Below are 24459 nucleotides of genomic sequence, written 5' to 3'. Positions count from 1 at the left end.
AAACGTATTTTTGGAAGGGTGGAACGTCCAATGGTCTACACACCGCCGGAAGAGCGGTATTCGGAGATGGTTTACAATCGGTGCGGCAACAGCGGCCTGAAGCTGCCGGCGCTGTCGCTCGGTCTGTGGCACAATTTCGGAGGCGTCGACAGCTTCGAGAACGGACGGCTTCTCGTGCGCAAGGCGTTCGATGCCGGCATTACGCATTTTGACCTCGCCAACAATTACGGGCCGCCGCCGGGATCGGCGGAAGAAACGTTCGGCCGCATTTTGAAATCCGACCTGGCGCCGTACCGGGACGAGCTGATCGTTTCCACGAAAGCGGGGTACCGGATGTGGCCGGGGCCGTACGGCGAACGGGGCTCGCGCAAAAGCATGCTCGCCAGCCTGGACCAAAGCTTGAAGCGTCTCGGGCTGGAGTATGTCGATATCTTTTACTCGCACCGGTTCGACGCGGAAACGCCGCTCGAAGAAACGATGCAGGCGCTCGACCATGCGGTTCGTCAAGGAAAGGCGCTGTATGTCGGCATATCGAATTACGGCGCGGAGCAAACGAAGCGGGCGGTCGACATTTTGAAAAGCCTCGGTACGCCGTGCCTCATTCATCAGATGCACTATTCGATGTACGAGCGGCGGCCCGAGCAAGGGCTTCAGCAAACGCTCGCCGAGGAAGGCGTCGGCTCGATCGCGTACAGTCCGCTGGCGCGGGGGCTGCTGACCGACCGGTATTTGCGGTCGATTCCGGCCGATTCGCGGGCCGCGGGCGGCAGCGTATTTTTGAACGCGTCCGACATTACCGAGGAAAAGCTCGATAAATCGCGCAAGCTGAACCGAATGGCGGAGGAGCGCGGGCAAAGTCTCGCCCAGATGGCGATCGCCTGGGTGCTCCGGGAAGGCCGCGTCACGTCCGCGCTCGTCGGCGCAAGCAAGACGGAGCAGCTCGACGACGTGATCGGCTCGCTCAGGAAGCCGAATTTCACGCAAGACGAGCTGGAGCGGATCGAACGCATTTTGAGCGGAGAAGACGGAGGGGCGTAACGATGATCAGATTAAGGTTAAGCGAGCTGGCCGATAGCCGCGGCGGACATTTTCTCGGGGATTTGCTCCCCGGCGCTTATTTGAGCTCGGGCGGGCTCGCGTTCGCGAAGCCTGGCGAGCGCAGCCATACGAACGACGGCCCCGAAGGCCGGGACTATCACGTGCACCGCGATCGCGAAGCGTTCGTCATTTTGCAGGGAAGCGGGACGATGGAAATCGACGGCGTGCGCCATCCGGTGGCGGTCGGCGACATTGTTGTCGTGGAGCCTGGCGAGGATCACCATCTGTGCTCGAGCGAGGACGACCCGATCGTCACGCTCTGGTGCCATGCCGGTAACATCCGGCACAAAAACCAGCTGCGGGAAGGAAGCGAGCCGGGGTGAACGGCGTTTTGACCGAAACGCATACGTTCGCGTTCTGCCGTTGAAAGCGGCGTGTTTCCTGTGAAGCTGAAGGCCGAGAAGCTTCGGGAAGGCGTACACGCGATCCGGATCGGCCTGGCCGCCGGGCCGGTAAAACGAACTGCACATATGCGGCCATAAAGGCGCCGTCAGGACATTCGCACATGTCCTGCGGCGCTTTTTTGCCGGAACTTTTGAGGCGGAAGCAGCTGTTCCGCAATGCTAACGGACATGGCGGCCTCTATATAGGCCGATTTCGGCCTTTTCGATTTTTAACGGACACGATAGCACTTATTTGGCGAAAATGCCCCTTTTTGGACGCGTTTCGGAGCAAATAAGCGCTGTGATGTCCGTTACAATTCGAAATCGGCCGTTTTTGGCGAAATAGCGTCCGTGGTGTCCGTTACGTTCCCGGCCCGCTGCCTCCATACGATGCACCCCTAACAACGGTTCGCCCCAACCTTCGATCAACCGAAAACGCAATACCGAAGGTCCGCGTTCCACTTCGTCGGACAACGGTCGCATCGGATCCGTTGAAAAAAGAGGCAGGCTCCCATGGGCGGGAGCAGGCCATTTTATCCAAGGAACGAGCCGATCTTAAAAAATGACAGCCCCTCGGAAAATACGCCATGGCCCGCCGCCCGACATCGCGGTACGATCAAGCCGTACAACCGATACGCAAGGAGGCGGACTGACGATGAACGAACAGACGAACGAAACGCGCGATACCCGCGAAACGCCCGAAACGAGCGAAACGAGCGAAATACCAGGAACGCGCGAAACGAGCGCAAGAAAGAGCGAATTTACGGAGCGAATTATGCGGCTTCCGGTGCTGGACACGCATACCCATCTCGTCGGCGATCGGCTTTGCGCGCGGGATTTTTGGGAAATCGCCGACTATTTTTGGCTGAAGCGGGAGCTGGAGGCGGGCGGCTATCCGCCCCATGCGGCCGAGCTGCCCGAAGAAGAGCGCATCCGGGCGTTTTTGGACGCGTACCGGGCGACGCGAAATACGCTGATGAACCGGGTGTTCACCCAAATTTTCAACCAATTGTACGGCATCGACATTACGGACGAAGCATCGGTCCGCGAGGCGGATGCGGCGGTCAAACGTTCCTCCCGATCGCCGAACCGGGCCCAGGACGTGGCCGATCGGCTGAACGTGCGGCGGTTCGTCGTCAACGTCGCGGAGCACGCCGACTTCCGCGGCATGCGCGACAATGCCGTGCTCATCCCGCGAATCGACGGCAAGCTCGGCGGCTGGGTGCGGGACATCGCGGAGGCCGGCGATCCCGCGGCCGCCTTCGCGCGAACGCGGGAGACGATCAAGGCGCTGATCGCGCAATACCGCGACGATGGCTGCCCGGGCATAATGACGACGCTGCCGCGATACGACTCCAGCGCGCACGAGAAAAAGCATGTTGGCCCCGGCATCGGCCGGGACGACATCTTGATGCTGCTGCTGCACGAAATCGCCGGCGAAGCGGAGCGCCGCGGCATGCTCGTCCAGCTGTTCCTCGGCGTGGAGCGCTCGTGGTGCGGAACCGCCGTGCCGGCCAACGACACGGCGCGCATCCTGAAGCTGAGCGCGCTGTTCGAGACGTACAAGTGCCCGTTCGAGCTGGTCGTCGCCTCCGAGCTGAACAATTTGGACGTCGTCCAGGCGGCCTGGAACTTCCCGAACGTCAGCGTCGGCGGCTTGTGGTGGTTCAATTTCCGGGCGAGCACGTACCGGGACGCGATGCAGTACCGGTTCGAGGCGCTGCCGGCGCTGAAAAGCTCGCTGATCGTCTCCGACGCGCGCTGCATCGAATGGAGCTACGGCAAAATATGGCTCGTGAAGCGGCTGCTGGCCGATTTTCTGTGGAAGCAGACGGAAGAGGGCTGGATCGATCGGGAAGCCGCCCTGCAGGTGGCCGAAGATTGGCTGTACCGGAGCGCGTCCGCGCGCTACGGGGCATCGTAAAAAAACACAGCCCGCTTCTAAGTTACGCCATGGCTGCTCCAAGCCGGGCCGGATAAGATGAGAATGGGATACGAAGTCCGACCGGGCAATCACGAAATGATTCGGTTAAACGATGGAGAAAAAGAAACTGCCTCGGAACGGTTACGCCCGCATTTGAAACGAGTTGCATCTGCAGGCTTTTGGAAGGGCAGCTTGATTTCAAGAGAGCGATGCAGGGGCAATTCCCGACCGAATTCGGACTTCGTATCCGGAACGAACGAGACACAAAGGCAGAAGGGGAGGAGCTCATGGCCGCCAAAATCAAGCCGTCCGATCAAATGACGTACCAGTTTGCGACAAGCCGCCAAAAGCGGGCGTTCATCCGCAAATATTGGGCGCTGTACGCCATATCGGTGCCGGGCATCGTTTATTTTCTCATCTTCAAATATATCCCGCTGTTCGGCTCCGTCATCGCCTTTCAAAATTACAACATTTTCAAAGGAATCACGGGAAGCCCCTGGGTCGGGTTGGACAACTTCCGGCGCATGTTTCAATATGCCGAATTCTTGACGATCTTGAAAAATACGATATTGATCGGCCTGTACGACCTCGTCTTCGCGTTTCCGTTTCCGATCGTGCTGGCGCTGCTGCTGAACGAGCTGCGCGTCATGGCGTACAAACGGATCGTGCAAACGGTCGTCTACATGCCGCACTTTTTATCGTGGGTCATCGTCGGAGGCGTCGTCGTCGGGGTGCTGTCGCCGTCGACCGGCATCGTCAACAAAGTCATCGCGATGTTCGGTTTCGAGCCGATCTATTTCATGGGGGAAAACTCGTACATCCGCTCCATTCTGATCGGATCGGGCATCTGGAAAGACAGCGGCTGGGGGACGATCATTTATTTGGCGGCGATCGCCGGCATCAACCCGGAATTGTACGAGGCCGGGCAAATCGACGGGGCGAGCCGCTGGCGGCAGACGATTTCGATTACGATCCCGAGCATCATGCCGACCATCGTCATTTTGCTGCTGCTGCAAATCGGCAACTTCCTCGATTTCGGCTTCGAGCGCGTGTTCGTCTTCCTCAATCCGCTCAATAGCGAAAACGGGGAAATCATCGACACGTACGTATACCGCGCCGGCCTCGTCGACCGCCAGTACAGCTACACGACCGCGATCGGTCTGTTCAAATCGGTCGTCGGCCTCGCGCTCATCGTCGCCGGCAACACGTTCAGCAAGAAAATGACCGGGGAAAGCTTGTACTGATCCGCGGCGGAAACGGGAGGCGAACCGCTATGATAATGACCAGAGGCCAAAAACTGTTCAACGCGTTCAACATCGTCCTGCTCGGCGCCCTCGGGCTCAGCATGGTGCTTCCGCTGCTGCACATTATCGCGCAGTCGTTCAGCAACAACGTGGCGATCAATTCGGGCAAAGTGCTGTTTTGGCCGGTCGGTTTTACGGTCGGCAGCTACAAGCTCATTTTGCAGGATTCGACGATCTGGGTCGGCTTCCGCAACAGCGTCATCGTCACCGTGTTCGGGACGTTCATCAATTTGGCGATGACCGCTACGCTCGCTTATCCGCTGTCGCGTCCGGAATATGTATACCGGAAAGCGGTGCTGCTTATGGTGCTGTTTACGCTCATCTTCAGCGCGCCGCTCATTCCGAACTACTTGCTGGTCAAACAGCTCGGCCTGCTCGATACGCTTTGGGCGCTCATGCTGCCGATGGCGATCAGCGCGTTCAACTTGTTCGTCATGCGCTCGTTTTTCATCCATGTGCCGAACGAGCTGCTCGACTCGGCGAAAATCGACGGCTGCGGGGAGTTTCGCATGCTGTGGAAAATCGTGCTTCCGTTATCGAAGCCGGCGATGGCGACGATGGGCATCATGTACGCGGTCGCGCATTGGAACCGGTACTCGGAAGCGGTATTTTACATCAACCATCGGCAATGGATTCCGCTTCAGGTGCGGCTGAGGGAAATCGTGTTTACGGACCAATTCGGCCAATCGGACGTCGGCTCCGAGCTGCTTATGTTCCTTTCCCCGGAAGGAATCAAAATGGCGGTCATCGTCGTGGCGACCGTGCCGATCATGCTCGTCTACCCGTTCTTGCAAAAGCATTTCATTCAAGGCATGATGGTAGGGTCGATCAAATCGTAAGAGACGGCGCCGGCGCACGAACCGAATCGTATAAAATTACAGGCAGGCTTAAATAATCACATTCAGGACTTCCGTCGCACTCCCTATAATGAATCTTGGGTAAACGGTTTCACGAACATCTCGGAAAGAAGGGGAGCTCATGAAGAAGACGATACATATCGGATTGACGGTCGTGCTCGGCACAACGGTCGTCGCCGGCTGCTCCGGCAAACCGGCGGAGCCGCAGACGAGCGGTCAGGAAGGCGCGGCCCAAAAAGCGAAATTTTCGATTGTATACCCGACGACCGTCAGCACGGGCTATCATACCCGGGTCGACTTGAACAAGGACAAATGGGTGCTGAAGCTGGAGGAGCTGACGAATACCGACATCGACATGAGGGTGATGGAAGATTCGAAGTACGGCGTCATGTTCGCGGGGAACGACATACCCGACGTCGTCGGCAGCATCGGCGGACCGGGCAGCAAATCGATGGCCGGCTCGGTGGAAAGCGGCGTCTTTATGCCGCTCGACGACCTGCTGAAAAAGCATGCGCCGAATTTGATGAAAACGGTCCCGAAGGCGGCGTGGGATACCGTATCGTACAACGGCAAAATTTACGGCATACCGGAATTTTTAAGCAACCCGTCCCGCCGGGCGACGTACATCCGCACCGATCTGCTCGAAAAAACGGGCCTTACGCCGCCGAAGACGATCGACGAATTTTTGAACGTGCTGCGGGCATTTAAGAAGCTGGGCGTCGAAACGCCGTACCAGATGCGCGAAAATTTCAAGTACGCGGATATCGTATTGGGCGCGTTCGACGTCCTGCCGTACAAAGACCAGTTCGAGCTGGTGAACGGACAAGTCGTGCCGAAGTTTTTCGACGCGGAAAATATGATGAAGGCGCTGCAGGTGTACAAGACGATGTACGACGAAGGGCTCATTCCGAAAGAATTCGCCACGATTTCGTCGACCGACTATACGAAAAGCATCGACGCCGGAAAACCGGGCATCTGGTCGGCGAACGCCGCGGGGCTGCCGAATTATCGCCTCAACATCGGCCAGGCCGCGCCGGGAGCGAAGGTGGACATTATCGCCTCGCCGAAAGGGCCGGAAGGGAAGGGCGGCTATTTCTTCTATACTCCGTTCGTCCGCTCCTTTTATATCAACAAAAACGTGAAGCCGGACACCGCCGTCGCCATCGTCAAATTTTTCGACTGGATGCTGACGCCGGAAGCGGAAACGTTCTTCACGTTCGGAATCGAAGGCGACACGTACACGAAGGAAGGCGGCAAAATCAACTACAAGTTCCCGAAGACGAAGGAGGAGACGGAAGAAGAAGGGTTCCGCAGCGGAACGCTTTGGGCCGTTCACGATTCGACCTACAACAAGCCGCGGCTCGAGCTGAACGACGACGGCAAAGCGACGCTGAAGGCGTTCGACGACGTCTTGTCGAAGGAGGGGCTGCCCGGAATCGGCTTCTACCCGGAGTTGAACAGCTTCTCGAAATATCCGGACCTCGCGGCGCCGCAGCCGGACGTCGGGCCGAAGCTGATCATCGATCATATGGTCAAAATGATTTACGGCAAAGAGCCGATTTCCGACTGGCCGAAAGTGATCGAGGAGTATAAGGCGAAAGGCGGCAACGAGATCATCAGGGAAGCGACCGAGCGGTGGAACAACAAGCAGGGCGCGATCATGATCGACCGGAAATAGAAGCCGGACGCCGAATCAAGAAAATTCCATCGAGGCAAAAATATCCAAACGTTCCGATCGTCCCCGATCAAAAATATCCAATAGCCGGAAAGACCGGCGCCCGCTACACTTCAATACGAGCCCGGTTCGAACGCGCTCGATACGATGTGGCGGGGGGATACGAATGGTTGATGTGGGCAAACGTTTCGGCGGCGCGCTGCTTGCGGCGCTTCTGACGGCCGCAGTGGCCGGATGCGGCGGCAATAACGCGGCGGGACCGTCGGCGGGAGAAGGAGCGTCCGGAGGCGCCGGCGGGACGAAAAAGCCGGAAACGGCCAAGCCGCTGGCCGATCCGAATCAGCCGGTGGAGCTTTACGTCGTCTCGACGAGCGGCGATTCCGAGGAAAGCTGGAACGAGCGGTTCGGCGCGATCATTCAGAAGCAGTTTCCGAAATGGACCGTCAAATACGTGAAATCGACGAAAGAGTACGGCGTGAAAGAAATGATCGCGGCGAACGCTCCGATGGATCTTTATTTCGACTCCATCGCATTCATGATGAACGGACTGATCGGGAGCAATCTGCAGACGGACATGACCGATCTGATCAAGCTGGCGCAAATCGACCTGGCCCGCTTCGAGCCGAGCCTCGTCCACGCCATGAAGCAGCTGGCCGGCGGCAAAATGTACGGCGTACCGGTATTCAACAACAACGTCGTCCTGTATTACAACAAAGATATTTACAACAAGTTCGGCGCGTCGTATCCGAAGGACGGCATGACGTGGGACGAATTTACCGAATCGGTCAAAACGTTCAACCGCAGCGACGGCGACAAGCAGTACGTCGGCTACAATTTCTCGGGCACCCACATGCTGCGCATGAACCAGATGTCGCTGCCGTACGTCGACGAGAAGACGGGGAAATCGGCGATCAACGGCGAAGGCTGGAAAACGTTCAACGAAACCGCCTTCATCGCCCCGATGGTCGCCGGAGGGTACAAGGAGTTTTTCGCGAAATACAACAAAGGGCCGTATACGCCCGAATTTTTCCAAACGCAGCAGTCGGCGACGTTCGCGCTGCTGTCGTCGAGCATGCTGATCGACAAAGGCTTCGAAACGTTGAACTGGGATTTGGTCGCGCTGCCGACGTTCAAGGAGCTGCCGGGCGTCGGCTCGCAAGGGTACCCGACTTATTTCAGCGTCACGAGCAACAGCAGGCATAAGAACGAAGCGATGGAAGTGATCAACTATTTGGTGTCGGAGGAAGCGTAGGCGCACTTGTCGAGGAAAGGCGTCATGACTTCGCTCAAAAACGAAGCGGTCCAAAAGCTGTACGGCTCGGAAAGCAAATGGAAGGACAAAAACTTGAAGGCGGTCTTTTTCAACAAATTCGCGCCGATTCCGTACAAAACGATATACGACACGGGTTTGGAGTCGCCTTACGTGAAAATTCCCGGCGACGCGATCTCGGGCGATATCAATACCGCGCTGCGGAAAGCCGAGGAAGACGCCAACAAGCGGCTGGAGGACGCGAAAACCAAATGAAGGCGCCAGGCAGCGATTCCCTTTGTCCGAAGGGAATCGTTTTGTGTTACAATCGTAAAAAAACACATGGCACCGTAAACGCTTCTATTCCGCAGGGCCGTCTCCGCGACCGATAATGGAACCGATCGGATCGATTGCAAACGATTACAAACGATTACCTAACGACGGACGGAGGGATTCGCGGATGAAAGCGATTTTGGTCGGCTTGGGAGCCGCAGGCTTCGGCTGGTACAAGCGGCTGCGCGATCGGGGGCTGCTGGCGGCCGTCGCGGAGCCGAATATCGCCATGAAGGCGAAGATGGGGAACGATCCGTTCCCGTTCTATACGTCGCTTGCGGAGGCGCTGGAACAAGAAAGCGCCGATTTCGTCGTCAACGTGACGCCGCCGGGCGCGCATTCGGCCGTCAATCACGCGGCGTTCGACCGCAAGCTGCCGGTGCTGTGCGAGAAGCCGATTTCGTTCGACTATGGCGAATCGGTCGACATCGTGGCGCGGGCGGCGAAGGAGAACATCCCGTTCATGATCGCGGAAAATTACCGCCGCTTCCCGCATATGCGCAAAATGAAGCAGCTGCTGGAGCAGGGCGCGATCGGGGACGTGTCGTTTATCGACATCCGGTTTTACCGGTATCATCGGGTCGAGCGGAATTATACGGTGCAAATGCTCGACGATATCGGCGTACATCATTTCGATCTGCTGCGGTATTTGACCGGCCGGGAAGGCGAAGCCGTTCAGGCGAGGCTGTTCAACCCGCCCGGCGGCTGGCGGGAGGAAGGGGCGGTGCTGAGCGCCCAGGCGATCGTCGAGATGGAGGGCGGCATCGCGGCCGGCTACTCCGCGTCGATCGCGGCGAGAGGGCCGGAGACGCCTTGGAGCGGCGACTGGCGCATCGAAGGGACGGAAGGCGCGATCGAGCTGATCGGCCAATCGATCCGGCTGACCGCGGGCGGCCGCACCGAGCCGGTCGACGATTTCGCCGGCGTGGACGCGTCGGACGCGCTGAGCGAATTCGTGGCGTCGCTGCGGGAGAAGCGGGAAGCGGAGACGAGCGGACGCGACTACTTGAAGACGCAGGCGCTCGTCCATTTCGCCAAGCTGTCGGCCGAATCCGGCGGGCGGACGCGAGTCACGCTGCCCCGCTTGTAGGCGCGCCATCATGTGCAGGTGAACCGAGGGAGGTCCTTGACGATGAAGGAACAAATATGGATAGCGGCGGCGCCGGGAGTATGGCGCACGACCGTCGGAAACCCGGGGAAGCCGACGCCGCTTTCGTGGATCGGAGCGTCCCCGCGACTGGAAGCGATGGAACGATTGCCGCAAGGCGAGCCGCCGTTCGAGCTCGGCGAGATGCGGCTGTTCGATGCCGGAAGCCGCGGACGCGGATGCATCGTCAGCTTCCCGCTCGGCGAAACGGAGAAGCTGTACGGGACGGGCTTGCAGTTCATGCGGATGAACCAGCGCGGGCGAACGCGCTATTTGCGGGTAAACAGCGATCCGAAGCAGGATACCGGCGAAAGCCACGCGCCCGTCCCTTTTTACGTCAGCGATCGCGGCTACGGCGTGCTCGTCGACAGCTCGGCCATCGTCACGATGCATCTCGGCTCCACGATGCGGCGCGGCGACGCGGCCAGGGACCGGGTGCGCGACCGCAATGCGGATTCCGGCTGGAAAGCGACGCTCGTTTCGCCGCGCGCCGAAATCCAGCTGCCGCCGGAAGGCGCGGACATTTACGTGTTCGCCGGTCCGACGCTGGAAGCGGTCGTACGCAGGTACAACTTGTTTTGCGGCGGCGGTGCGCTCCCGCCGAAATGGGGGCTCGGCTTCTGGCACCGCGTGCCGAAGCTGTTCGACGCGGACGAAGCGTTCGAGGAAGCGCTCGAGTTCCGGAAGCGGGACTTCCCGTGCGACGTGATCGGACTGGAGCCGGGCTGGCACAGCAAAAGCTACCCGGTCACGTACGAGTGGGACGGTAAGCGGTTTCCCGATCCGCGGCGGTTTGTGGAGCGGATGAGCGAAAACGGCTTCCGCGTCAACCTGTGGGAGCATCCGTACGTCTCGCCGGACAGCGAGCTGTACGCCGCGCTCGAGCCGTTGTCCGGCAGCCATACGGTATGGGGCGGCATCGCGCCGGATTACACGCTGCCGGAAGCGGCGGAGGCGTACAAGGAGCAGCACGACCGGCGCCATGCCGCCATCGGCGTAAGCGGCTACAAGCTGGACGAATGCGACGGCAGCGAGCTGACGAACAACGCCTGGATGTTTCCGGCGCACGCCGAATTCCCGTCCGGTTTGGACGGGGAACGGATGCGGCAGCTGTACGGGCTTCTCTTTCAGAAAATGACCGGCGACTTGTTCCGCAGCCGTAACCGGCGAACGTACGGGCTCGTCCGCGCTTCGAACGCCGGAGCGTCGCCGATGCCGTACGTGCTGTATTCCGACCTGTACGACCATCGGCAGTTTATTCGCGCGCTGTGCAACGCTTCGTTCAGCGGCTTGCTGTGGACCCCCGAGGTGCGGAAGGCGCGGAACGCCGAAGACTGGGTGAGACGGATGCAGACGGTTTGCTTTTCTCCGCTCGCGATGCTGAACGCCTGGGGCGACGGGACGAAGCCGTGGTCGTATCCGGAGGCGGAGCCGATCGTCCGGCATTACATCAAGCTGCGCATGAGGCTGCTGCCGTATTTGTATACCGCTTTCGCCGCGTATCGGGAGGACGGCGTTCCGCCGTTTCGGGCGATGCCGTTCGTCGTCGGTCCGGAGCAAACGGCGCAAGCGGAAGCGAAGCTCGCCGGGGACGAAAGCGAAATATTGAATACGACCGACGCCGCTTACGGGAAACGGACGGGCAAGCAATGGGACGACCAATATATGGTCGGGGAGGCGCTGCTCGTGGCGCCGCTGTTCGAAGGGGAGACGGAGCGCGACGTGCTGCTGCCGCCCGGCGTCTGGTACGGGTTCGAGACCGGAAGCCGTTACGAGGGCGGGCGCGTCGTCCGCGTCCGGACCGGCCTCGAGCATATTCCGGTGTTCGTCCGCGACGGCGCGGTCATTCCGACGATCCCCGCCCTGCCGAGCGTGCCGGCGGCCGGCGAAACGACGCCGCTGACGTTCGTGCACTTCGGCGAGGCGGACGGCGAATGCCGGCTGTACGACGACGACGGCGAGACGTTCGATTACGAGGCCGGCCGGTGCGGCTGGTGGACGGCGCGGGTGACCCGGAAGCCGGACGGCGGCTACGCCGGCGAGCTGACCGGACCGGACGGGGCCGCTTTTTCGTACCGCGAAGCCGGCTGGACGTTCGCCCGGACGAAGCTTCCGGCCGAGGCGGAATAGAGGCGGCCGGCGATTTTGACCGAACAAGGAGGAAGATCGATGCATGTACTTGTCGTAGACGATGAACCTGTCATTCGCAGCGGTTTGGTCAAAATGACGGAGCGGTACACGCCGTCTTTCTCCCGAATAACGACCGCGGAAAACGGAATCGCCGCGCTGGAGCGCATTCGCGAGTCGGAGCCGGATATCGTGCTCACGGACATTCGCATGCCGAAGATGGACGGGCTCGAGCTGAGCCGGGTGCTGCAGGAGGAGTATCCGCATATCGCGATCGTCGTCATTTCCGGCTATAACGATTTCGAGTACGCCCAGACGTGCATGCGGTTCGGCGTGAAGCATTACTTGCTCAAGCCGGTGACGAAGCCGGACATTCACGAGGTGCTGGACCGGCTCGTCCGCCGGCCCGCGAGAGGCTACATGCCGCCTTCCCGATACGTCGAATGGATCGATCGGATGGAGAAGCATATATGGGCGCTGCAAAAAGACGAGCTCGGCGAGGTCGCGCAGCGGTGGCGGGACCATTGCGTGTCGGCCGGAATGCCGCTGGCGCAGCTCAAGGAGCTGCTGGACGACTGCCATACGCTGCTGCTGAAACGGTTCGAGGCGCGCAAATATGCCCCGGTTTCGGACAAAACGTATATGCGGGCGACCGGGGTGAAGGAAGCGCTGGAGGCGTTCGAGCAATGCCTGATGCAGATGGCCGACGCGCTGTTCGCCGTCCGCTCCGGCAATTTCCGCGATCCGATGGAGGAAGCGAAGGCGTACATCGACGGCCGGCTGTCGCAGGAAATATCGCTCGAGCAGGTGGCGGCGATGGTCGGGCTGACGCCGACCTATTTCAGTGCATTGTTCAAGAAGATGACGAACGAAACGTTCGTCAAATACCGGATCAACAAACGGATGGAGAAGGCGAAGGAGCTGCTTTCCGTGCCCCACATCCGGATCGTCGACGTCGCGGCCGAAGTCGGGTATGACGACTACCCGCATTTTACGAAAACGTTCAAAAAGATCGTCGGCGTCTCGCCTTCCGATTACCGGACGGGGCTCGGCATCAAATGAGAATCAAAAGCTTGTACCAGAAGCTCTTCGTCTACTTTCTGGTCGTCATCATTTTGCCGGTAGGCAGCGTCGGGTTTTTCTCCTACCGAACGTCGTCCCGCGAGCTCGACGTGCAGGCGGAAAACCAGATGGCGCAGCTGATCGGCAACGCCGCGCACCATACCGAGCTGTACTTGAAAGACTACGAGAGGTCGATCCTGTCGCTGCTGACGATCCGGCAGGTGATGGAGTTCATCGATTTGCCGGGCGACCGGGAAGCGTACGACTACTATTCGTACCGGAAGCAAATCCGCGAGATCGGCGCCGATCCGCTGTTCATCCGCAATCCGAAGCTGGCCGCAATCTATTTGATCAGCGACAAGGGCAACGCCGTTTATTATTTTAACGAGGTGAACGAGCAGTCGTTCGGCAAGGAAGACATTCGGGAGCAGCGCGACTATTTTCTCGAAAATACGACCCCGGACGGGCGGCTCAGCATTTTGGGGCACAGCATTTTGGACGATCGGGACAACCAGATGCTGACGCTCGTACGCCGCATCCGGGGGTATACGTCGCCCGAGCTGAACAGCTTTTTGGCGATCGAGATGCGTGCCAGCGATTTGTCGGCTCTTTGGAAAGGGGTCGACCTGGGCAAATACGGCAGCATGTTCATCATCGACGCCAAAGGACATTACGTCTATCATCCCGACCGGGCGAAGGTCGGCAGCCTCGTGACCGGTTCGTTCAGCCGCAAGCTGGAGGAGGCGGGCACGAACGCGTTTTTCGGCAGCGACGAGGAGGGGGTCGAGCGCATGTATATGGCGCGCGCCTCGGACTATTCCGGGTGGAGGCTCGTCGTCTCGATGCCGCTCGAGGAGCTGCGCAAGCCTGTCGCGAACATCCGCGCCACCACGCTCGTCGTCGGCCTGCTTTCGCTGCTGCTGGCCGTCCTGCTCGCCTACCGGTTCGGCAAATCGATCACGAAGCCGATCCAGCTGCTGAAATCGGGCATGCGGGAAACGGAGAAGGGCAATTGGGTCCCGATCCCGCTGCCCCGGCACCGCGACGAGATCGTCGAGCTGATGCAGCGGTACAATACGATGGTGAAGCGGCTGTCGGACGCGGTCGACCATGTGGTTCGGGTCGAGCTGAACAACCAGGAGATCCGGATGGAGCGCCAGAAGGCCGAGTACCAGTCGCTGCAGCTGCAAATCAACCCGCACTTCATGTACAATACGCTCGAAACGATCGTCTGCTACGCCGCCGTGCAGGATTCCGAGGAAATTACCGAAATCGTCAAGGCGCTTGCCTACATGCTGCGTTATTCGGTACAGACGAACGTGGAGGAAATAACGGTCGCGAACGAGCTGAAGCACGTCATGCACTATTTGATCGTCATGCAGCACCGGATCGGCCGCGAGTTCGAGATCGACGTCGCCATCAAGCCGGATTATTTGCTGCACGCGATGGTCCGGCTCTCCCTTCAGCCGCTCGTCGAAAACGCGTTCCAGCACGCTTTCCCCGACGGCGTCGAAGATTATCATTTCATCCGCATCGACTGCGGGGAGGAGAACGGGCTGTTCTGGGTGACGGTCGAGGACAACGGATGCGGCATCCCGCCGCGGCGGCTGCTCGAGCTGCGGGAGAAGCTGAACGCGAACCGGCTGGCCGACGGCGCGACAGACGGAACCGGGCCCGGAAGCGGCATCGGGATCATGAACGTGCATCGGCGCATTCAGATGGTGTTCGGAGACGAATACGGGCTGCGGATCGAAAGCGAGGAGCAGCGCGGCACGAAAATGACGCTCGTCATGCCCGCCGCCCGCTCTTCGCGGGGCGGGCTCGCGGAAGCGTTGTAAGGGGATAGGGCGGATTGCCCGGCGTTTGCCGGTTTTTTTGGTAGCCGAAGTAGCGGGAACAATACGTTTCCGGCTCGTTTCCCGCACTTCTGCCGTTGCGGCGGTAAAAAGGATCGGGTTGCGCAGAAAAGTCCGTCAGTCCGTCAGTCCTGACGGCGCGGCCGCGTCTTGGGACTTTGCGTCTTCGCCCAATCATACGACAAAAAGGGCCGATTTTTTGCCCGGAACAACTTATAATAGATTCGCGAACGCTTGTAAAGCGACTCGACATAAGGAAGCAAGTAGGGAGGGCGGGTATGGACAAAGCCCGAATCGAACTGCGCAAAGCGCTGCAATATTTGGATTTCGGCAGGCCGGAGCAAGGAGAGCTTTGCCTGAAGCGGGTGATCGAATATGCGGAATCCGAGGGGGACGGCGTCACTTATATTCGGGCGGCCGTCTGTTACGGCGATCTGCTGTGGGAAGCGGAGCGGTTCGGGGCGGCCGAAAGCTGGCTTCGCCTTGCCTTGGACCGGTTCGATGCCTTGCAGCCGGACACGGATGTGCTGGATATGGAAGTGAGCCGCGCCCGAACGCTGCTGGAGCGTATGGGGCAAACTCGTTAGCGCGTCGTCCGGGATATTGGGAAGGAACTGCGGCGTTTTCACGCAGGGACGCATTCCAATCCGTATGCGGATGCCGGAGACGACTGGGCTACATTGCGTTCACCGTCCCTTTTAAGCCGCCGGGGCTCGGTTCCGGCGCCATGCGGGGACTGGGGCAGCAAGAGAGAGGGCTGCAATACCGGGAAAACATCACGTTCATTGGATCGCAAACGATGCCGTGGGGACATATAAAAGGAAAACCTCCTGTAAATGCTGACCGAACCGCGTATTTCGCCCTTGCAGGACCGAGTTAGCGGTAGCTTTTCCCGTTATTTCCAACCGGCGCCCCAAAGGGGGAGAAATAACGGGAGGAATTCCCGCAACTATTCGGGCCGCATACCGCATGTTCGAGCATACGCTTCTTTTCTTTATCGGCTCGAGGCGGGAACATCCGCGAACAGGACCGCTTCCAGCGCCTCCGCCAGCTCCTCGTGAAACGGCCGGTCGGGATGGTTGATGCCGTTCGACAGCCGGGTGTGGATGTCGACGCCTTCCGCCTCCATCTTCTCCCACATCGCGTACACGTCGAGAAGCGGCAAGCCGTCCTCCGCCGCGTAAGCCCTCAGCGCTTCGACGTAGCGGAGCAGGTGTCCGTCTTCGTACAGCTTCGTAAACGCCGGGATGTGGCGTCGGTGTCCTTCCGAGATGAACGGATTGTCGCGCTTCATCATCATGCTCGGCGTCAGCAGCAATAGGTCGGCTTCCGTCTCGCTCCGCACGAGGCGAACGAGGTCGCGAATCGCTCCGATATACGGCTCGACGCCGGCCGGGCCTCCGTGGGCGTCGTTCAAGCCGAATTTGATCGTCACGAGGTCGGGCTTGTAGCAAATGACGTCGTGCGCCCACCGTTCCCGCGAACGGACGGCGGTGTCGCCGGATACGCCGGAATTGATGACGTTCAAAATGCTGTTCGGAAACCGCTTCGCGACCCGTTTCCGAAGCAGCTGATGATAAATTCGCTCATGCTCGACGACGCCGTCCTCCATAATGCCGTGGGTGACGCTGTCTCCCATCGCCACATAAATGGCCGGACGCGCGGCGGGATTGTCCGCTTTTTCCTGCAGCCGGTCGCGAAATCGTTTAAAGTCGTACATGTCGTTCCTCTCCGTTTCTCTGTATCCTGTTGACGCAACAACATTATGATAGCGCATCGCGCCGAAAAAGTCGTTACACTTCGTTGACCATCTTCCGTCGGCCGCCGTCGGCCCTCGCCATCCGGGCCCGGCTTGACCGGCAAAAACGCGCGGTCGAATAATTCGTGTAAGGCCGATGAACGGGGGAATCGACATGCGAATCAGATCGTTCCGCTGCTATGGCCAAGTTTTCGATCGATCGGGCCGAAGCGGGGGCATCCCCCCTTATGGCGAAATGCAGTACGTTACGCAAGGCGAAACGGTGCTCGAATGGATGGGCGTCGAATATAAGGTTCGTTCCCCGAGCCTGTTTCTGCTTACGCCGAACACGCCGCATTTGTTGCGTTTTCCGACCCCGCTCCGTTTTGGTATGTCGAACTCGACGCCGGCGTATCCGATCCGTTCGTTGCGGTCCAGCAAGCCGTCGAATGGAACCGTTTGCAGAAAGCGCGGCGGATAACGGGTCCGCAGAGCTGCGGCTTGTCGGGCGATCGATCGAGGCGTTGAATGCGACCTTGCTCGGCCGCAACGATTCGTTCGACGCAGAAATCGCCTTGTCCGATATGGCGAAAACGCTGCCGCTGATCCGCCGCTATTTTCAAGGGCGAATCGATCCGGCCGGGGAGCGGGACCCGTCGACGAGACAAACGATCCGCCGGTTGATCCGGTATGTGGAAACGAATTACGACGACGCTCTCGATTTGGCCGCGCTGGCGAAACGGGTCCATTTGAACCCATTCAACAGCAGGCATTACTTTTCCCGGATGTTCAAGCAAAAATTCGGGGCCAGTCCCCGGGAATGGCGGGACAACGCGAAGCGCAGGCGCGAATTCGCCGCGTTTCGAACGTTAAGCTTTTCTTACACATACGATGGACGAAGGACGCTTCCGACCTTGCGCACCGCGGTTCGGGGGCTTTTTTTCGTTCAACCGGCCGCAAATGCGATATGGCGTAAGCATTTTTCGGAAGGCGAAAGCGGTATTGCGCGGACGGCACGATGGTCCGGAGAACGTTTGCGAAGGGAAGTCGCGCCCTTCTGCCGTGCGAAACGAATCGGAGTTCCGTCGTACGTGCCGGGTCTCGCGTCGCGAAGTCAATAATGTGCAAACGGCGGCGGGGAACCGTTGCTTAACGGCGGCGCGCTCGGCTTCGGCCGAAACCGTCATTTGGAACAGATCCGCTAAAGACCGCGCCGCGCGCTTTCCGTATGATTAGATCGAACGCGACAACCTATAACGGCGGTGAACACGATGAAGACGAATCCGACGAAGATGAAGACGCTGCAAATTACGAATCCCGAACAGGCCGCGATCGTCGAAGTGCCGATTCCCGAGCCGGGCCAAGGCCAGCTGCTCGTCAAAGTCGCGGAGGTGGCGACGTGCCCCCAATGGGACTTGCACATTTATTACGGGAAGCCGATGTTTGCCGGCGAAAAGGAAGTGAAGTTTCCGTATTCGCCCGGTCAACCCGGCCACGAGATGGCGGGGGTCGTGGAAGCGGCCGGTCCGGGCTGCTCGCTCGCTCCGGGCCAAAAGGTGGCGGCATGGCGGGATGCGGGCCACCATGTGCCGGGCTGCTACGCCGAATACGTGCTGATGAAGGAGGAGCATGTGCTCGCGCTGCGCGACGAACTGCCGTTTCGCAAGGCGGTTTCGCTCGAGCTTGCGATGTGCGTGGCCGCCAGCGTTTTGAAAATGAAACGGTACGAAGGAATACGCGGCCGCCGCTGCGGCGTGAACGGGCTCGGTCCGGCCGGCTTGATCGCGGTGCAAATGCTGCTTGCCGAAGGCGCCCGCGAAGTCGTCGGCCTGGACCCGAACCCGCAAAGGCGCGAAACGGCGCTGCGGCTCGGCGCAACGCTATGCTGCGAGCCGGAATCGGAGCTGGTCGGAAGGCGCGGCACGGCCGGGGCGCTCGAGCTGGCGATCGATTGCGTCGGCTACCCGCAGGCGGTGCGGAACATTATGGACCGCACGAACGTCGCGGTCGCGCTGTTCGCGGTGCAGCGCGACGATTACGCGCTGCGGCATCAGGGGCTTAGCGTCATCGGCTACCCCGGCCACTACCGGGAAGCGGCGGAATATGCGCTCGACCTGATCGTGCGGGGCGAGCTCGATTTCGCGCCGCTGATCAGCCGCGAGCTGCCGCTGGAACGGTATGCGGAAGGCGTCGAGCTGCTGAAAAAGCAGGAGGCGATCAAAATATGCTTCGTTCCGGGCATGTTCTCCGGCCCGTCGATCGAGCCCGAGCGGCCGGAGGGATCGTCATGAAAGCGCACGCCGTCGTATTTACGGACAAGGAACGAGCCGAATACGCCGAAGTTCGCGTACCGAAGCCGGGCGATCACGACGTCGTCGTCGACGTGGAATATTCGTGGATCAGCACCGGCACCGAATCTTCGTATTTCCGGGGAGAACGGATCCGCGGCGAAACGCCTTACCGGCCCGGCGACCCGCGGCCGTTTCCGATCGTGGCCGGCTACCAAAAAGTCGGCATCGTCCGGCAGGTCGGGTCGGCGGTGCAAGGCGTCGCTCCGGGCGAGCGGGTTTTCGCGGCGCTGAGCAAAGTATCGGGGATGTTCGATGCGACGGGCGGCCACGTCAGTCCGGCGGTTACGCCGGCCGGCCAGCTCTGGAAGCTGCCGGAGGGCGCCGCGCCGCTCGATTATTGCGGGCTCGTCCTGGCCCAGGTCGGCTACAATTGCGGCATGCGTCCGGCCGTCGGGCGGGGGGACCGGGCGGTCGTCATCGGCGACGGACTGGTCGGGCAATGGGCGGCGCAAACGCTGCTGCATCGGGGCGCCGACGTTACCGTGCTCGGCCGGCACGACGGCCGGTTGAGCATGCTGCCGAAGCCGATCCGCAGCGCGAATATGCGGCGAACGGAGCTGGCCGCGGCGCTGGAAGGCGGACCGGTCGCCGTCGTCGTCGATTCGGTCGGCGATATGGACGCGTTTCGGGCGATCCAGCCGGCGATGAAGCGCGACAGCCATTTCGTCTCGGCCGGCTTTCTCGGCGAGAAAGGCATCGTCGACATTCAGACGCTGCGCGGCCAAGAAATTACGCTCCATACGCCTTCCGGCTGGACGGGCAAGCGGATGGAGGAAACGATCCGGGCGATCGCGGACGGCTGGCTGCAGACGTCCCGGCTCATCACCCACCGTTTCCCGGCCGAGCGGGCGGCGGACGCGTGGAAGCTGATCCGCGACAAGAAGGCCGATTGTCTCGGCATCGTATTGTGCTGGCAAGCGGGAACGGAAGGTCGATAAGCTGACGCCAGAAGGCGAAGTCCGCATTCGTTTGCGCGACTTCGCTTTATCATGGCGTTTGTTTTTGTCGTTACGGCAATCGCAGCTTCGCCAAAAATCCGTTGGACGAGCCGACGTAAACGGCCCCGTCCCGATCTTGGCCCAGCACGGCGCCCAGCGAACCCGGGCTGCGGCCGGCCGGAATGCCGACCTGCATATCGCGGACGCGGTAAATCGCTTTTCCGTCCTTTGCGCGGACGACCAGCAGATCGGAGCCGTAAGGCCATAAGACGACGTCGCCATAAGCAAGCGGAGCCGGGCCGGCATTCGCGACGTTCGGGTTGACGACGGCAGACGCGCCCGATTGCCAGACGATCGTTCCCGTTTTCAAATCGACGGCCGTCGGTTTTCCGTCCAGCGTCAAATAGATCCGATCCCCGGCGATCGCGGCGCCGGTCGCCTTTCCGGCGAGCTTCCATGCTTGGCTTGCCGCGATCGGATCGTACAGCACCGTTTCGAACTGTTTGCCGTCCGAAGCGTTTGCGCCGTCGAGCGGCCTTTGAATGAGCCAATGGCTTTCGTCGACCGCATTAATCCATTCGTCGGCTTTGAGGGCATACCGTGCGATCACATCGCCTTTGGCCGTATCGACAAGCAAACGCTCGCCTCCGAGCAGCACCCACCGGTTGCGGCCGACCGGCTTGAAAGGGTCCGTTTCGGCATGCCGGAAGGACATGACGTACCGCATCAATTTCCCGTCGAGCGGAACGTCGGTTTGGACACGCCACACGACGCTGCCCGAAACGGGATGGAGCGCTTCGATCGTCTCCTGTCGCTTAACCAAAATGTAAGGATCGCGGACGCCGACATTCAGCACCTCGTAAGGCTGCTCGTACTCGCGCCGCCAACGCGGTTTGCCGGTAGCGGCGTCGAACGCGCTCAGCATTCCTTTCGGCCGGCCGGCATCGGGCTGCACGGAATGGACGATTGCGCCGCCCGCGGCATACAGGCTGCCCCGCTCTTCCGGCAGCGTCCGTTCCCAGACGATCGTTCCGTCGCGAAGCCGAACCGTTCGCAGCCGCTCTTCGTAACGTTTCAGGACCGGATCGTAATGGGTCAGCACGGTCGCTGCTCCGCTTCCCGGCGCGACCAACGCCGTCGCCCAGCCGAAGCCGGCGTCGATTTGCCACAGCTTCTCGCCGCTTTTCCGGTCGACGGCAAACATGTTGCTGTTGTAGTGCATGCCGCTGTACCCGCCGTCGTCCCCCTGCAGCAGCAGGGCGTCTTCGGTCGCATCGAGCAAATACGTAAAGGCAAGCTCCCCTTTGTGCCGCCATTCCCAATCCGGTTCCGACGAAGGAACGATGCCGAGCGAACGGAATTCATACTCGATATGGTGCGGGTATCGGGCGGCGTACAAATCGAGAAGCTCCGGCCGATCGAGTGGAAGCCGCCAGCGCCATCCGGCCAGCTTGTTTTGTTCGTCCAGAGTCACCGCGAGATGCGCGCTCGGGAATTCGTAGCGCCAGTCGGCCGCGATTCGCAGCGGCTCGCCCGGATTGGAAAGCGGTCGGGAGCTTTCGGTAAAATGGGGCGCGCCGAGCAGCCGGCGAACGGCTTCCCCGTCCATGCCTTTGTATAGCGCGACTTCGGCAATATGCCGCGCCGCCTCCGGCGGGATGCCGTCCTCCGGCGCCAGCAAGCCGTTTTCGAGCCGTTCGGCGGAAGCAACCGCCGTTTGTTTGACCCACAGCAGCAGCGGCCTTCGTATTGGTTTGCCGTCCTGCCATCGATCGAGCGGGAACGCCGCTCCGAGCCAGTCGTTCCATTTCCATACGGCTACGGCGGCCGCCGCACCGTCGCCGGACGATGCGACATCGTCCGGACGATAGCGAACCGAACTTCCGGGAACCAAAGAAAGCTCGGCGTTTCCCGATATCGCTATCCGTTCGGGCGCGATCGGCATGGCCTCGGCTGCGAATCGGGAACCGTACCATGCCGGCGACCATACCTCGCCCATCTCGCTTTCCACCGACACCCATTCGCCGTCCGAATCGATAAAACGGAACAAGTCGCCGGGATTCGCGTAAAACAGCACGTTGCCGGCGTCGTTCGACGCTTCGGCTTCGGTCAAGCCGGGGGCCTCGCTTTCGGACGTCCGCGGTTCCCGCGAAAGCGCCGGCTTAAGCGTCATCGGGGCCGGCATGCGTGCCTGGAACCCGCGGGGTTCCCCCGGCCCTTCGATATCGGCGGGAAAGACCGGGGACGGCGCATCCGATTTCGGGGCGGGCGCCGCCGCAGCGGGCTCGATCGCTGCTATCGGTTCGACCGGCTGCGCGGCCTCTTTTTCCCGGCAGCCGGCCAGAAGCATAAGGATGCATACGATCGGCAGCACGACCCGCTTGCCGGCGCGTTTCGCAAGGTTCATGACAACTCTCCCATTATTTTCTATTCATTAGAAGTAGACGTCGGTCGAGTCAAAAGGTTGCTTTGGCGGCGAAGGGCCCGCCGCGGCGCGGGAAGCGGCCCCGATAGCGTGCAAAAGCACACTATCGCCGCCCCGCGCCGCCGCCGCCAGCACGCATAGCGCTCCAAAGCGCACTATGCGTGCGAAAACTGCACCTGGGCGCGTTAAACGGCCCCGATAGCGTGCAAAAGCACACTATCCGCGCCCCGCGCCGCCGACGCCAGCACGCATAGCGCTCCAAAGCGCACTATGCGTGCGAAAACAGCGCCCGGGCGCGAGAAGCGGCCCGAACATGCACACTTCTCCATTTGACAATGAGAATCATTATCATATATCATTAATTTGCATTATACTTGACTTGCACTCATGCTCATCATCGAATAAGGACGTGAACGACAGTTGCCACATCAAGGCGCGTTGCCGGATTTATCGCTTACTTTCGCGGGCGCCGACGAATGGCGCGTCGGGAGCCGGGGCATCGCGGAAATGCCGGAATGCGGCGATCCGGCCTTCGTCTTCGTCGCGAAGGGCGGCGCCAAAGCGGCGCTGCTCGAAAGCGGCGCGACGGCGCCGACGGAGGGCGAAGTCCGCTCCGGCGACGTATGGTACGTGCCGCCGGCTGCCCGCTGCACGGTCGAAATCGCGGAAGGCGCCGCGTTTCACGCGATATGGCTTCGTTTCGCCTGCGGCGAGGCGGCGCTGTCGGCGATCGCCGGCGAATCGCTGCCTAAAACCGGTTCCGGCCTGCTCGTCGCCAGGCTTCCGCAGGCGCGAAGCTGGTTCGAAGCGTTCCCGGCCTGCGGCGGGAAGCCGGGGCCCGCGCTGCTGTACAAGCTGCAATCGCATCTGTACGCGATCGCATCCGCCTTCCTGAACGACCGCGGCAACCGGCAAACGGCCGACGACCGTCTGCTCGACTATGTCGAGCGCGCGAAGCGGCATTTGATCGATCATTACGGCGCGCAGGCCGACGTAAACGAGCTGGCCCGGCAGTCGGGCGCGAGTCCCGGGCGGTTTTACGACGCGTTCCGCACGCAGACGGGACTTAGCCCGCTCCAATATGTGACGGCGATTCGGCTGAACGCGGCGCTGAAGCAGCTCGCGCAGCCCGGCGCTTCGGTCGCCGAGGTCGCCCATTCGGTCGGCTATGCCGACGAGCTGTATTTCAGCAAGCTGTTCCGCAAACAGATGGGGATGTCGCCGACGGAGTTCGCCGCCCGCGCCCGCAAAAAAATCGTCATGCAGCCGATTTTCAAAGGCGACTTGTCCGTCCTCGGCATTCCAGCCGATTGGATCCTGGAGCGCGGATGGTGGAACGATCCGGAGCCGCATATCCGCAAAATCGCCGATACCCGACCCGAGCTCGTGCTGACGTCGCCGATCCCCGGAAACCTGCTTCGCGAAGTCGCGCGTCTGGCCCCGATCGTCAGCCTCGAATGGAAAGGCTACCCGTGGAAAAAACGGCTGCGGCACATGAGCGACATGCTCGGCGTCGCCGCCGTCGCCGAACGATGGCTCGCCTTTTACGACCGGAAGGTCGACAATGCGCGCCGGCTCGTTCGCCGGCATTTGGGCGAGACGCCCTTTTTGCTCGTGAGCGCGTTCGGCAGCGGCTATCGCGTATACGGCATGCGGATGAATAAAATCAAAGATTTGTTTTATGACGACCTCGGCGTGACGCCGCCGGCGGAAGCGCACGGCTTCGGGCTGCTGGAGGTCGAAGCGCTGGACGACGCCGCGGCGATTCCGTGCGACAACGCGCTGCTCCTGCTGCCGCTGTCGCGGACGCCGGACGAGATCGCCGCCTGCGAGCGGCGGTGGCGCAAGCTGAAAAGCGGCTCCGCGCAAGCCCGCTGCCTGATCGTCCGGTACGAGGAGCCGCTCATGTACAACGCCGAGACGTACGATAGTTTGATCGACCAAACGGTTCGCCTGCTGACCGCCAAATGAAGCCGGGAAACAAAAATCCAT

The 24459-nt window shown here is 60.7% G+C and carries 19 protein-coding genes; 17 read left to right on the top strand and 2 right to left on the bottom strand.

From position 1 onward, the window contains the following. The first annotated feature begins 30 nt into the window (after positions 1-30). From mgrA to PV407_RS22770, 13 genes are all read left to right on the top strand, one after another. Positions 31-1038, top strand: a complete 1008-nt coding sequence (gene mgrA / locus PV407_RS22830) for an L-glyceraldehyde 3-phosphate reductase (protein WP_332092307.1) — start codon at positions 31-33, stop codon at positions 1036-1038. Between the two features lie 2 nt (positions 1039-1040). Then, complete coding sequence (locus tag PV407_RS22825) at positions 1041-1421, top strand: cupin domain-containing protein (protein WP_332092306.1); 381 nt, start codon at positions 1041-1043, stop codon at positions 1419-1421. A gap of 715 nt (positions 1422-2136) precedes the next feature. Continuing rightward, positions 2137-3405: a glucuronate isomerase gene (locus tag PV407_RS22820; protein WP_332092305.1), complete on the top strand. Its 1269-nt coding sequence runs from the start codon at positions 2137-2139 to the stop codon at positions 3403-3405. A gap of 287 nt (positions 3406-3692) precedes the next feature. Further along, complete coding sequence (locus PV407_RS22815) at positions 3693-4649, top strand: ABC transporter permease (protein ID WP_332092304.1); 957 nt, start codon at positions 3693-3695, stop codon at positions 4647-4649. A 29-nt stretch (positions 4650-4678) separates the two neighbouring features. Beyond that, positions 4679-5548, top strand: a complete 870-nt coding sequence (locus PV407_RS22810) for a carbohydrate ABC transporter permease (RefSeq protein WP_332092303.1) — start codon at positions 4679-4681, stop codon at positions 5546-5548. 139 nt (positions 5549-5687) lie between these two features. After that, on the top strand, positions 5688-7244 hold the full coding sequence (locus PV407_RS22805) for an extracellular solute-binding protein (RefSeq protein ID WP_332092302.1): 1557 nt from the start codon (positions 5688-5690) through the stop codon (positions 7242-7244). 163 nt (positions 7245-7407) lie between these two features. Then, a complete protein-coding gene (locus PV407_RS22800; protein ID WP_332092301.1) occupies positions 7408-8493 on the top strand; it encodes an ABC transporter substrate-binding protein in 1086 nt (361 codons plus the stop codon). A gap of 24 nt (positions 8494-8517) precedes the next feature. After that, positions 8518-8766 (top strand): hypothetical protein, encoded by a 249-nt coding sequence (locus tag PV407_RS22795; RefSeq protein WP_332092300.1) that lies wholly within the window; start codon positions 8518-8520, stop codon positions 8764-8766. Positions 8767-8950: 184 nt separating this feature from the next. Continuing rightward, complete coding sequence (locus tag PV407_RS22790; RefSeq protein WP_332092299.1) at positions 8951-9913, top strand: Gfo/Idh/MocA family protein; 963 nt, start codon at positions 8951-8953, stop codon at positions 9911-9913. 42 nt (positions 9914-9955) lie between these two features. Next, positions 9956-12100 (top strand): TIM-barrel domain-containing protein, encoded by a 2145-nt coding sequence (locus PV407_RS22785; RefSeq protein WP_332092298.1) that lies wholly within the window; start codon positions 9956-9958, stop codon positions 12098-12100. 39 nt (positions 12101-12139) lie between these two features. Then, the gene (locus PV407_RS22780; RefSeq protein WP_332092297.1) at positions 12140-13159 is read left to right on the top strand and encodes a response regulator transcription factor; all 1020 of its coding nucleotides are present in this window, start codon (positions 12140-12142) and stop codon (positions 13157-13159) included. Beyond that, positions 13156-14997 carry a sensor histidine kinase gene (locus PV407_RS22775; protein ID WP_332092296.1) on the top strand — a complete coding sequence of 614 codons (1842 nt, stop codon included), beginning with the start codon at positions 13156-13158 and terminating at the stop codon, positions 14995-14997. The genes PV407_RS22780 and PV407_RS22775 overlap by 4 nt, the downstream gene beginning before the upstream one ends. 296 nt (positions 14998-15293) lie before the next feature. Continuing rightward, the gene (locus PV407_RS22770) at positions 15294-15602 is read left to right on the top strand and encodes a hypothetical protein (protein ID WP_332092295.1); all 309 of its coding nucleotides are present in this window, start codon (positions 15294-15296) and stop codon (positions 15600-15602) included. 407 nt (positions 15603-16009) lie between these two features. Here the strand turns inward: PV407_RS22770 and PV407_RS22765 are convergent, their stop codons facing one another. Next, positions 16010-16735: an SGNH/GDSL hydrolase family protein gene (locus PV407_RS22765; protein ID WP_332092294.1), complete on the bottom strand. Its 726-nt coding sequence runs from the start codon at positions 16733-16735 to the stop codon at positions 16010-16012. Positions 16736-17202: 467 nt separating this feature from the next. Between PV407_RS22765 and PV407_RS22760 the strand changes: the two genes are divergently transcribed. The 3 genes from PV407_RS22760 (at position 17203) to PV407_RS22750 (ending at position 20042) form a co-directional block, all read left to right on the top strand. Then, positions 17203-17874 (top strand): helix-turn-helix transcriptional regulator, encoded by a 672-nt coding sequence (locus PV407_RS22760; protein ID WP_332092293.1) that lies wholly within the window; start codon positions 17203-17205, stop codon positions 17872-17874. Positions 17875-18024: 150 nt separating this feature from the next. Continuing rightward, positions 18025-19044 (top strand): zinc-dependent alcohol dehydrogenase, encoded by a 1020-nt coding sequence (locus tag PV407_RS22755; RefSeq protein WP_332092292.1) that lies wholly within the window; start codon positions 18025-18027, stop codon positions 19042-19044. Beyond that, entirely contained in the window at positions 19041-20042 is a 1002-nt protein-coding gene (locus tag PV407_RS22750; protein ID WP_332092291.1) for an alcohol dehydrogenase catalytic domain-containing protein, read from the top strand. The genes PV407_RS22755 and PV407_RS22750 overlap by 4 nt, the downstream gene beginning before the upstream one ends. A gap of 70 nt (positions 20043-20112) precedes the next feature. Here the strand turns inward: PV407_RS22750 and PV407_RS22745 are convergent, their stop codons facing one another. Continuing rightward, on the bottom strand, positions 20113-22449 hold the full coding sequence (locus tag PV407_RS22745; protein ID WP_332092290.1) for an outer membrane protein assembly factor BamB family protein: 2337 nt from the start codon (positions 22447-22449) through the stop codon (positions 20113-20115). 438 nt (positions 22450-22887) lie between these two features. Here PV407_RS22745 and PV407_RS22740 point away from each other — a divergent pair, with 438 nt between their 5' ends. Beyond that, a complete protein-coding gene (locus PV407_RS22740; RefSeq protein ID WP_332092289.1) occupies positions 22888-24438 on the top strand; it encodes an AraC family transcriptional regulator in 1551 nt (516 codons plus the stop codon). Positions 24439-24459 lie beyond the last annotated feature (21 nt).

Origin of the sequence: Paenibacillus sp. GYB003, assembly GCF_036577625.1 — a bacterium.
Lineage (GTDB): Bacteria > Bacillota > Bacilli > Paenibacillales > NBRC-103111 > Paenibacillus_AB.
Note: the sequence above shows the minus strand (reverse complement) of the source record. Positions and strands in the feature narration are given on the sequence as shown.

What these genes read in the sequence shown, in the direction of transcription:
- PV407_RS22805 (WP_332092302.1), top strand. Translation starts at nt 5,688, where the DNA reads ATGAAGAAGACGATACATATCGGATTGACGGTCGTGCTCGGCACAACG.
- PV407_RS22810 (WP_332092303.1), top strand. Translation starts at nt 4,679, where the DNA reads ATGATAATGACCAGAGGCCAAAAACTGTTCAACGCGTTCAACATCGTC.
- PV407_RS22745 (WP_332092290.1), bottom strand. Translation starts at nt 22,449, where the DNA reads ATGAACCTTGCGAAACGCGCCGGCAAGCGGGTCGTGCTGCCGATCGTA.
- PV407_RS22750 (WP_332092291.1), top strand. Translation starts at nt 19,041, where the DNA reads ATGAAAGCGCACGCCGTCGTATTTACGGACAAGGAACGAGCCGAATAC.
- PV407_RS22795 (WP_332092300.1), top strand. Translation starts at nt 8,518, where the DNA reads ATGACTTCGCTCAAAAACGAAGCGGTCCAAAAGCTGTACGGCTCGGAA.
- PV407_RS22780 (WP_332092297.1), top strand. Translation starts at nt 12,140, where the DNA reads ATGCATGTACTTGTCGTAGACGATGAACCTGTCATTCGCAGCGGTTTG.
- PV407_RS22785 (WP_332092298.1), top strand. Translation starts at nt 9,956, where the DNA reads ATGAAGGAACAAATATGGATAGCGGCGGCGCCGGGAGTATGGCGCACG.
- PV407_RS22815 (WP_332092304.1), top strand. Translation starts at nt 3,693, where the DNA reads ATGGCCGCCAAAATCAAGCCGTCCGATCAAATGACGTACCAGTTTGCG.
- PV407_RS22760 (WP_332092293.1), top strand. Translation starts at nt 17,203, where the DNA reads ATGGAACCGTTTGCAGAAAGCGCGGCGGATAACGGGTCCGCAGAGCTG.
- mgrA (WP_332092307.1), top strand. Translation starts at nt 31, where the DNA reads ATGGTCTACACACCGCCGGAAGAGCGGTATTCGGAGATGGTTTACAAT.
- PV407_RS22825 (WP_332092306.1), top strand. Translation starts at nt 1,041, where the DNA reads ATGATCAGATTAAGGTTAAGCGAGCTGGCCGATAGCCGCGGCGGACAT.
- PV407_RS22755 (WP_332092292.1), top strand. Translation starts at nt 18,025, where the DNA reads ATGAAGACGAATCCGACGAAGATGAAGACGCTGCAAATTACGAATCCC.
- PV407_RS22790 (WP_332092299.1), top strand. Translation starts at nt 8,951, where the DNA reads ATGAAAGCGATTTTGGTCGGCTTGGGAGCCGCAGGCTTCGGCTGGTAC.
- PV407_RS22765 (WP_332092294.1), bottom strand. Translation starts at nt 16,735, where the DNA reads ATGTACGACTTTAAACGATTTCGCGACCGGCTGCAGGAAAAAGCGGAC.
- PV407_RS22770 (WP_332092295.1), top strand. Translation starts at nt 15,294, where the DNA reads ATGGACAAAGCCCGAATCGAACTGCGCAAAGCGCTGCAATATTTGGAT.
- PV407_RS22775 (WP_332092296.1), top strand. Translation starts at nt 13,156, where the DNA reads ATGAGAATCAAAAGCTTGTACCAGAAGCTCTTCGTCTACTTTCTGGTC.
- PV407_RS22820 (WP_332092305.1), top strand. Translation starts at nt 2,137, where the DNA reads ATGAACGAACAGACGAACGAAACGCGCGATACCCGCGAAACGCCCGAA.
- PV407_RS22800 (WP_332092301.1), top strand. Translation starts at nt 7,408, where the DNA reads ATGGTTGATGTGGGCAAACGTTTCGGCGGCGCGCTGCTTGCGGCGCTT.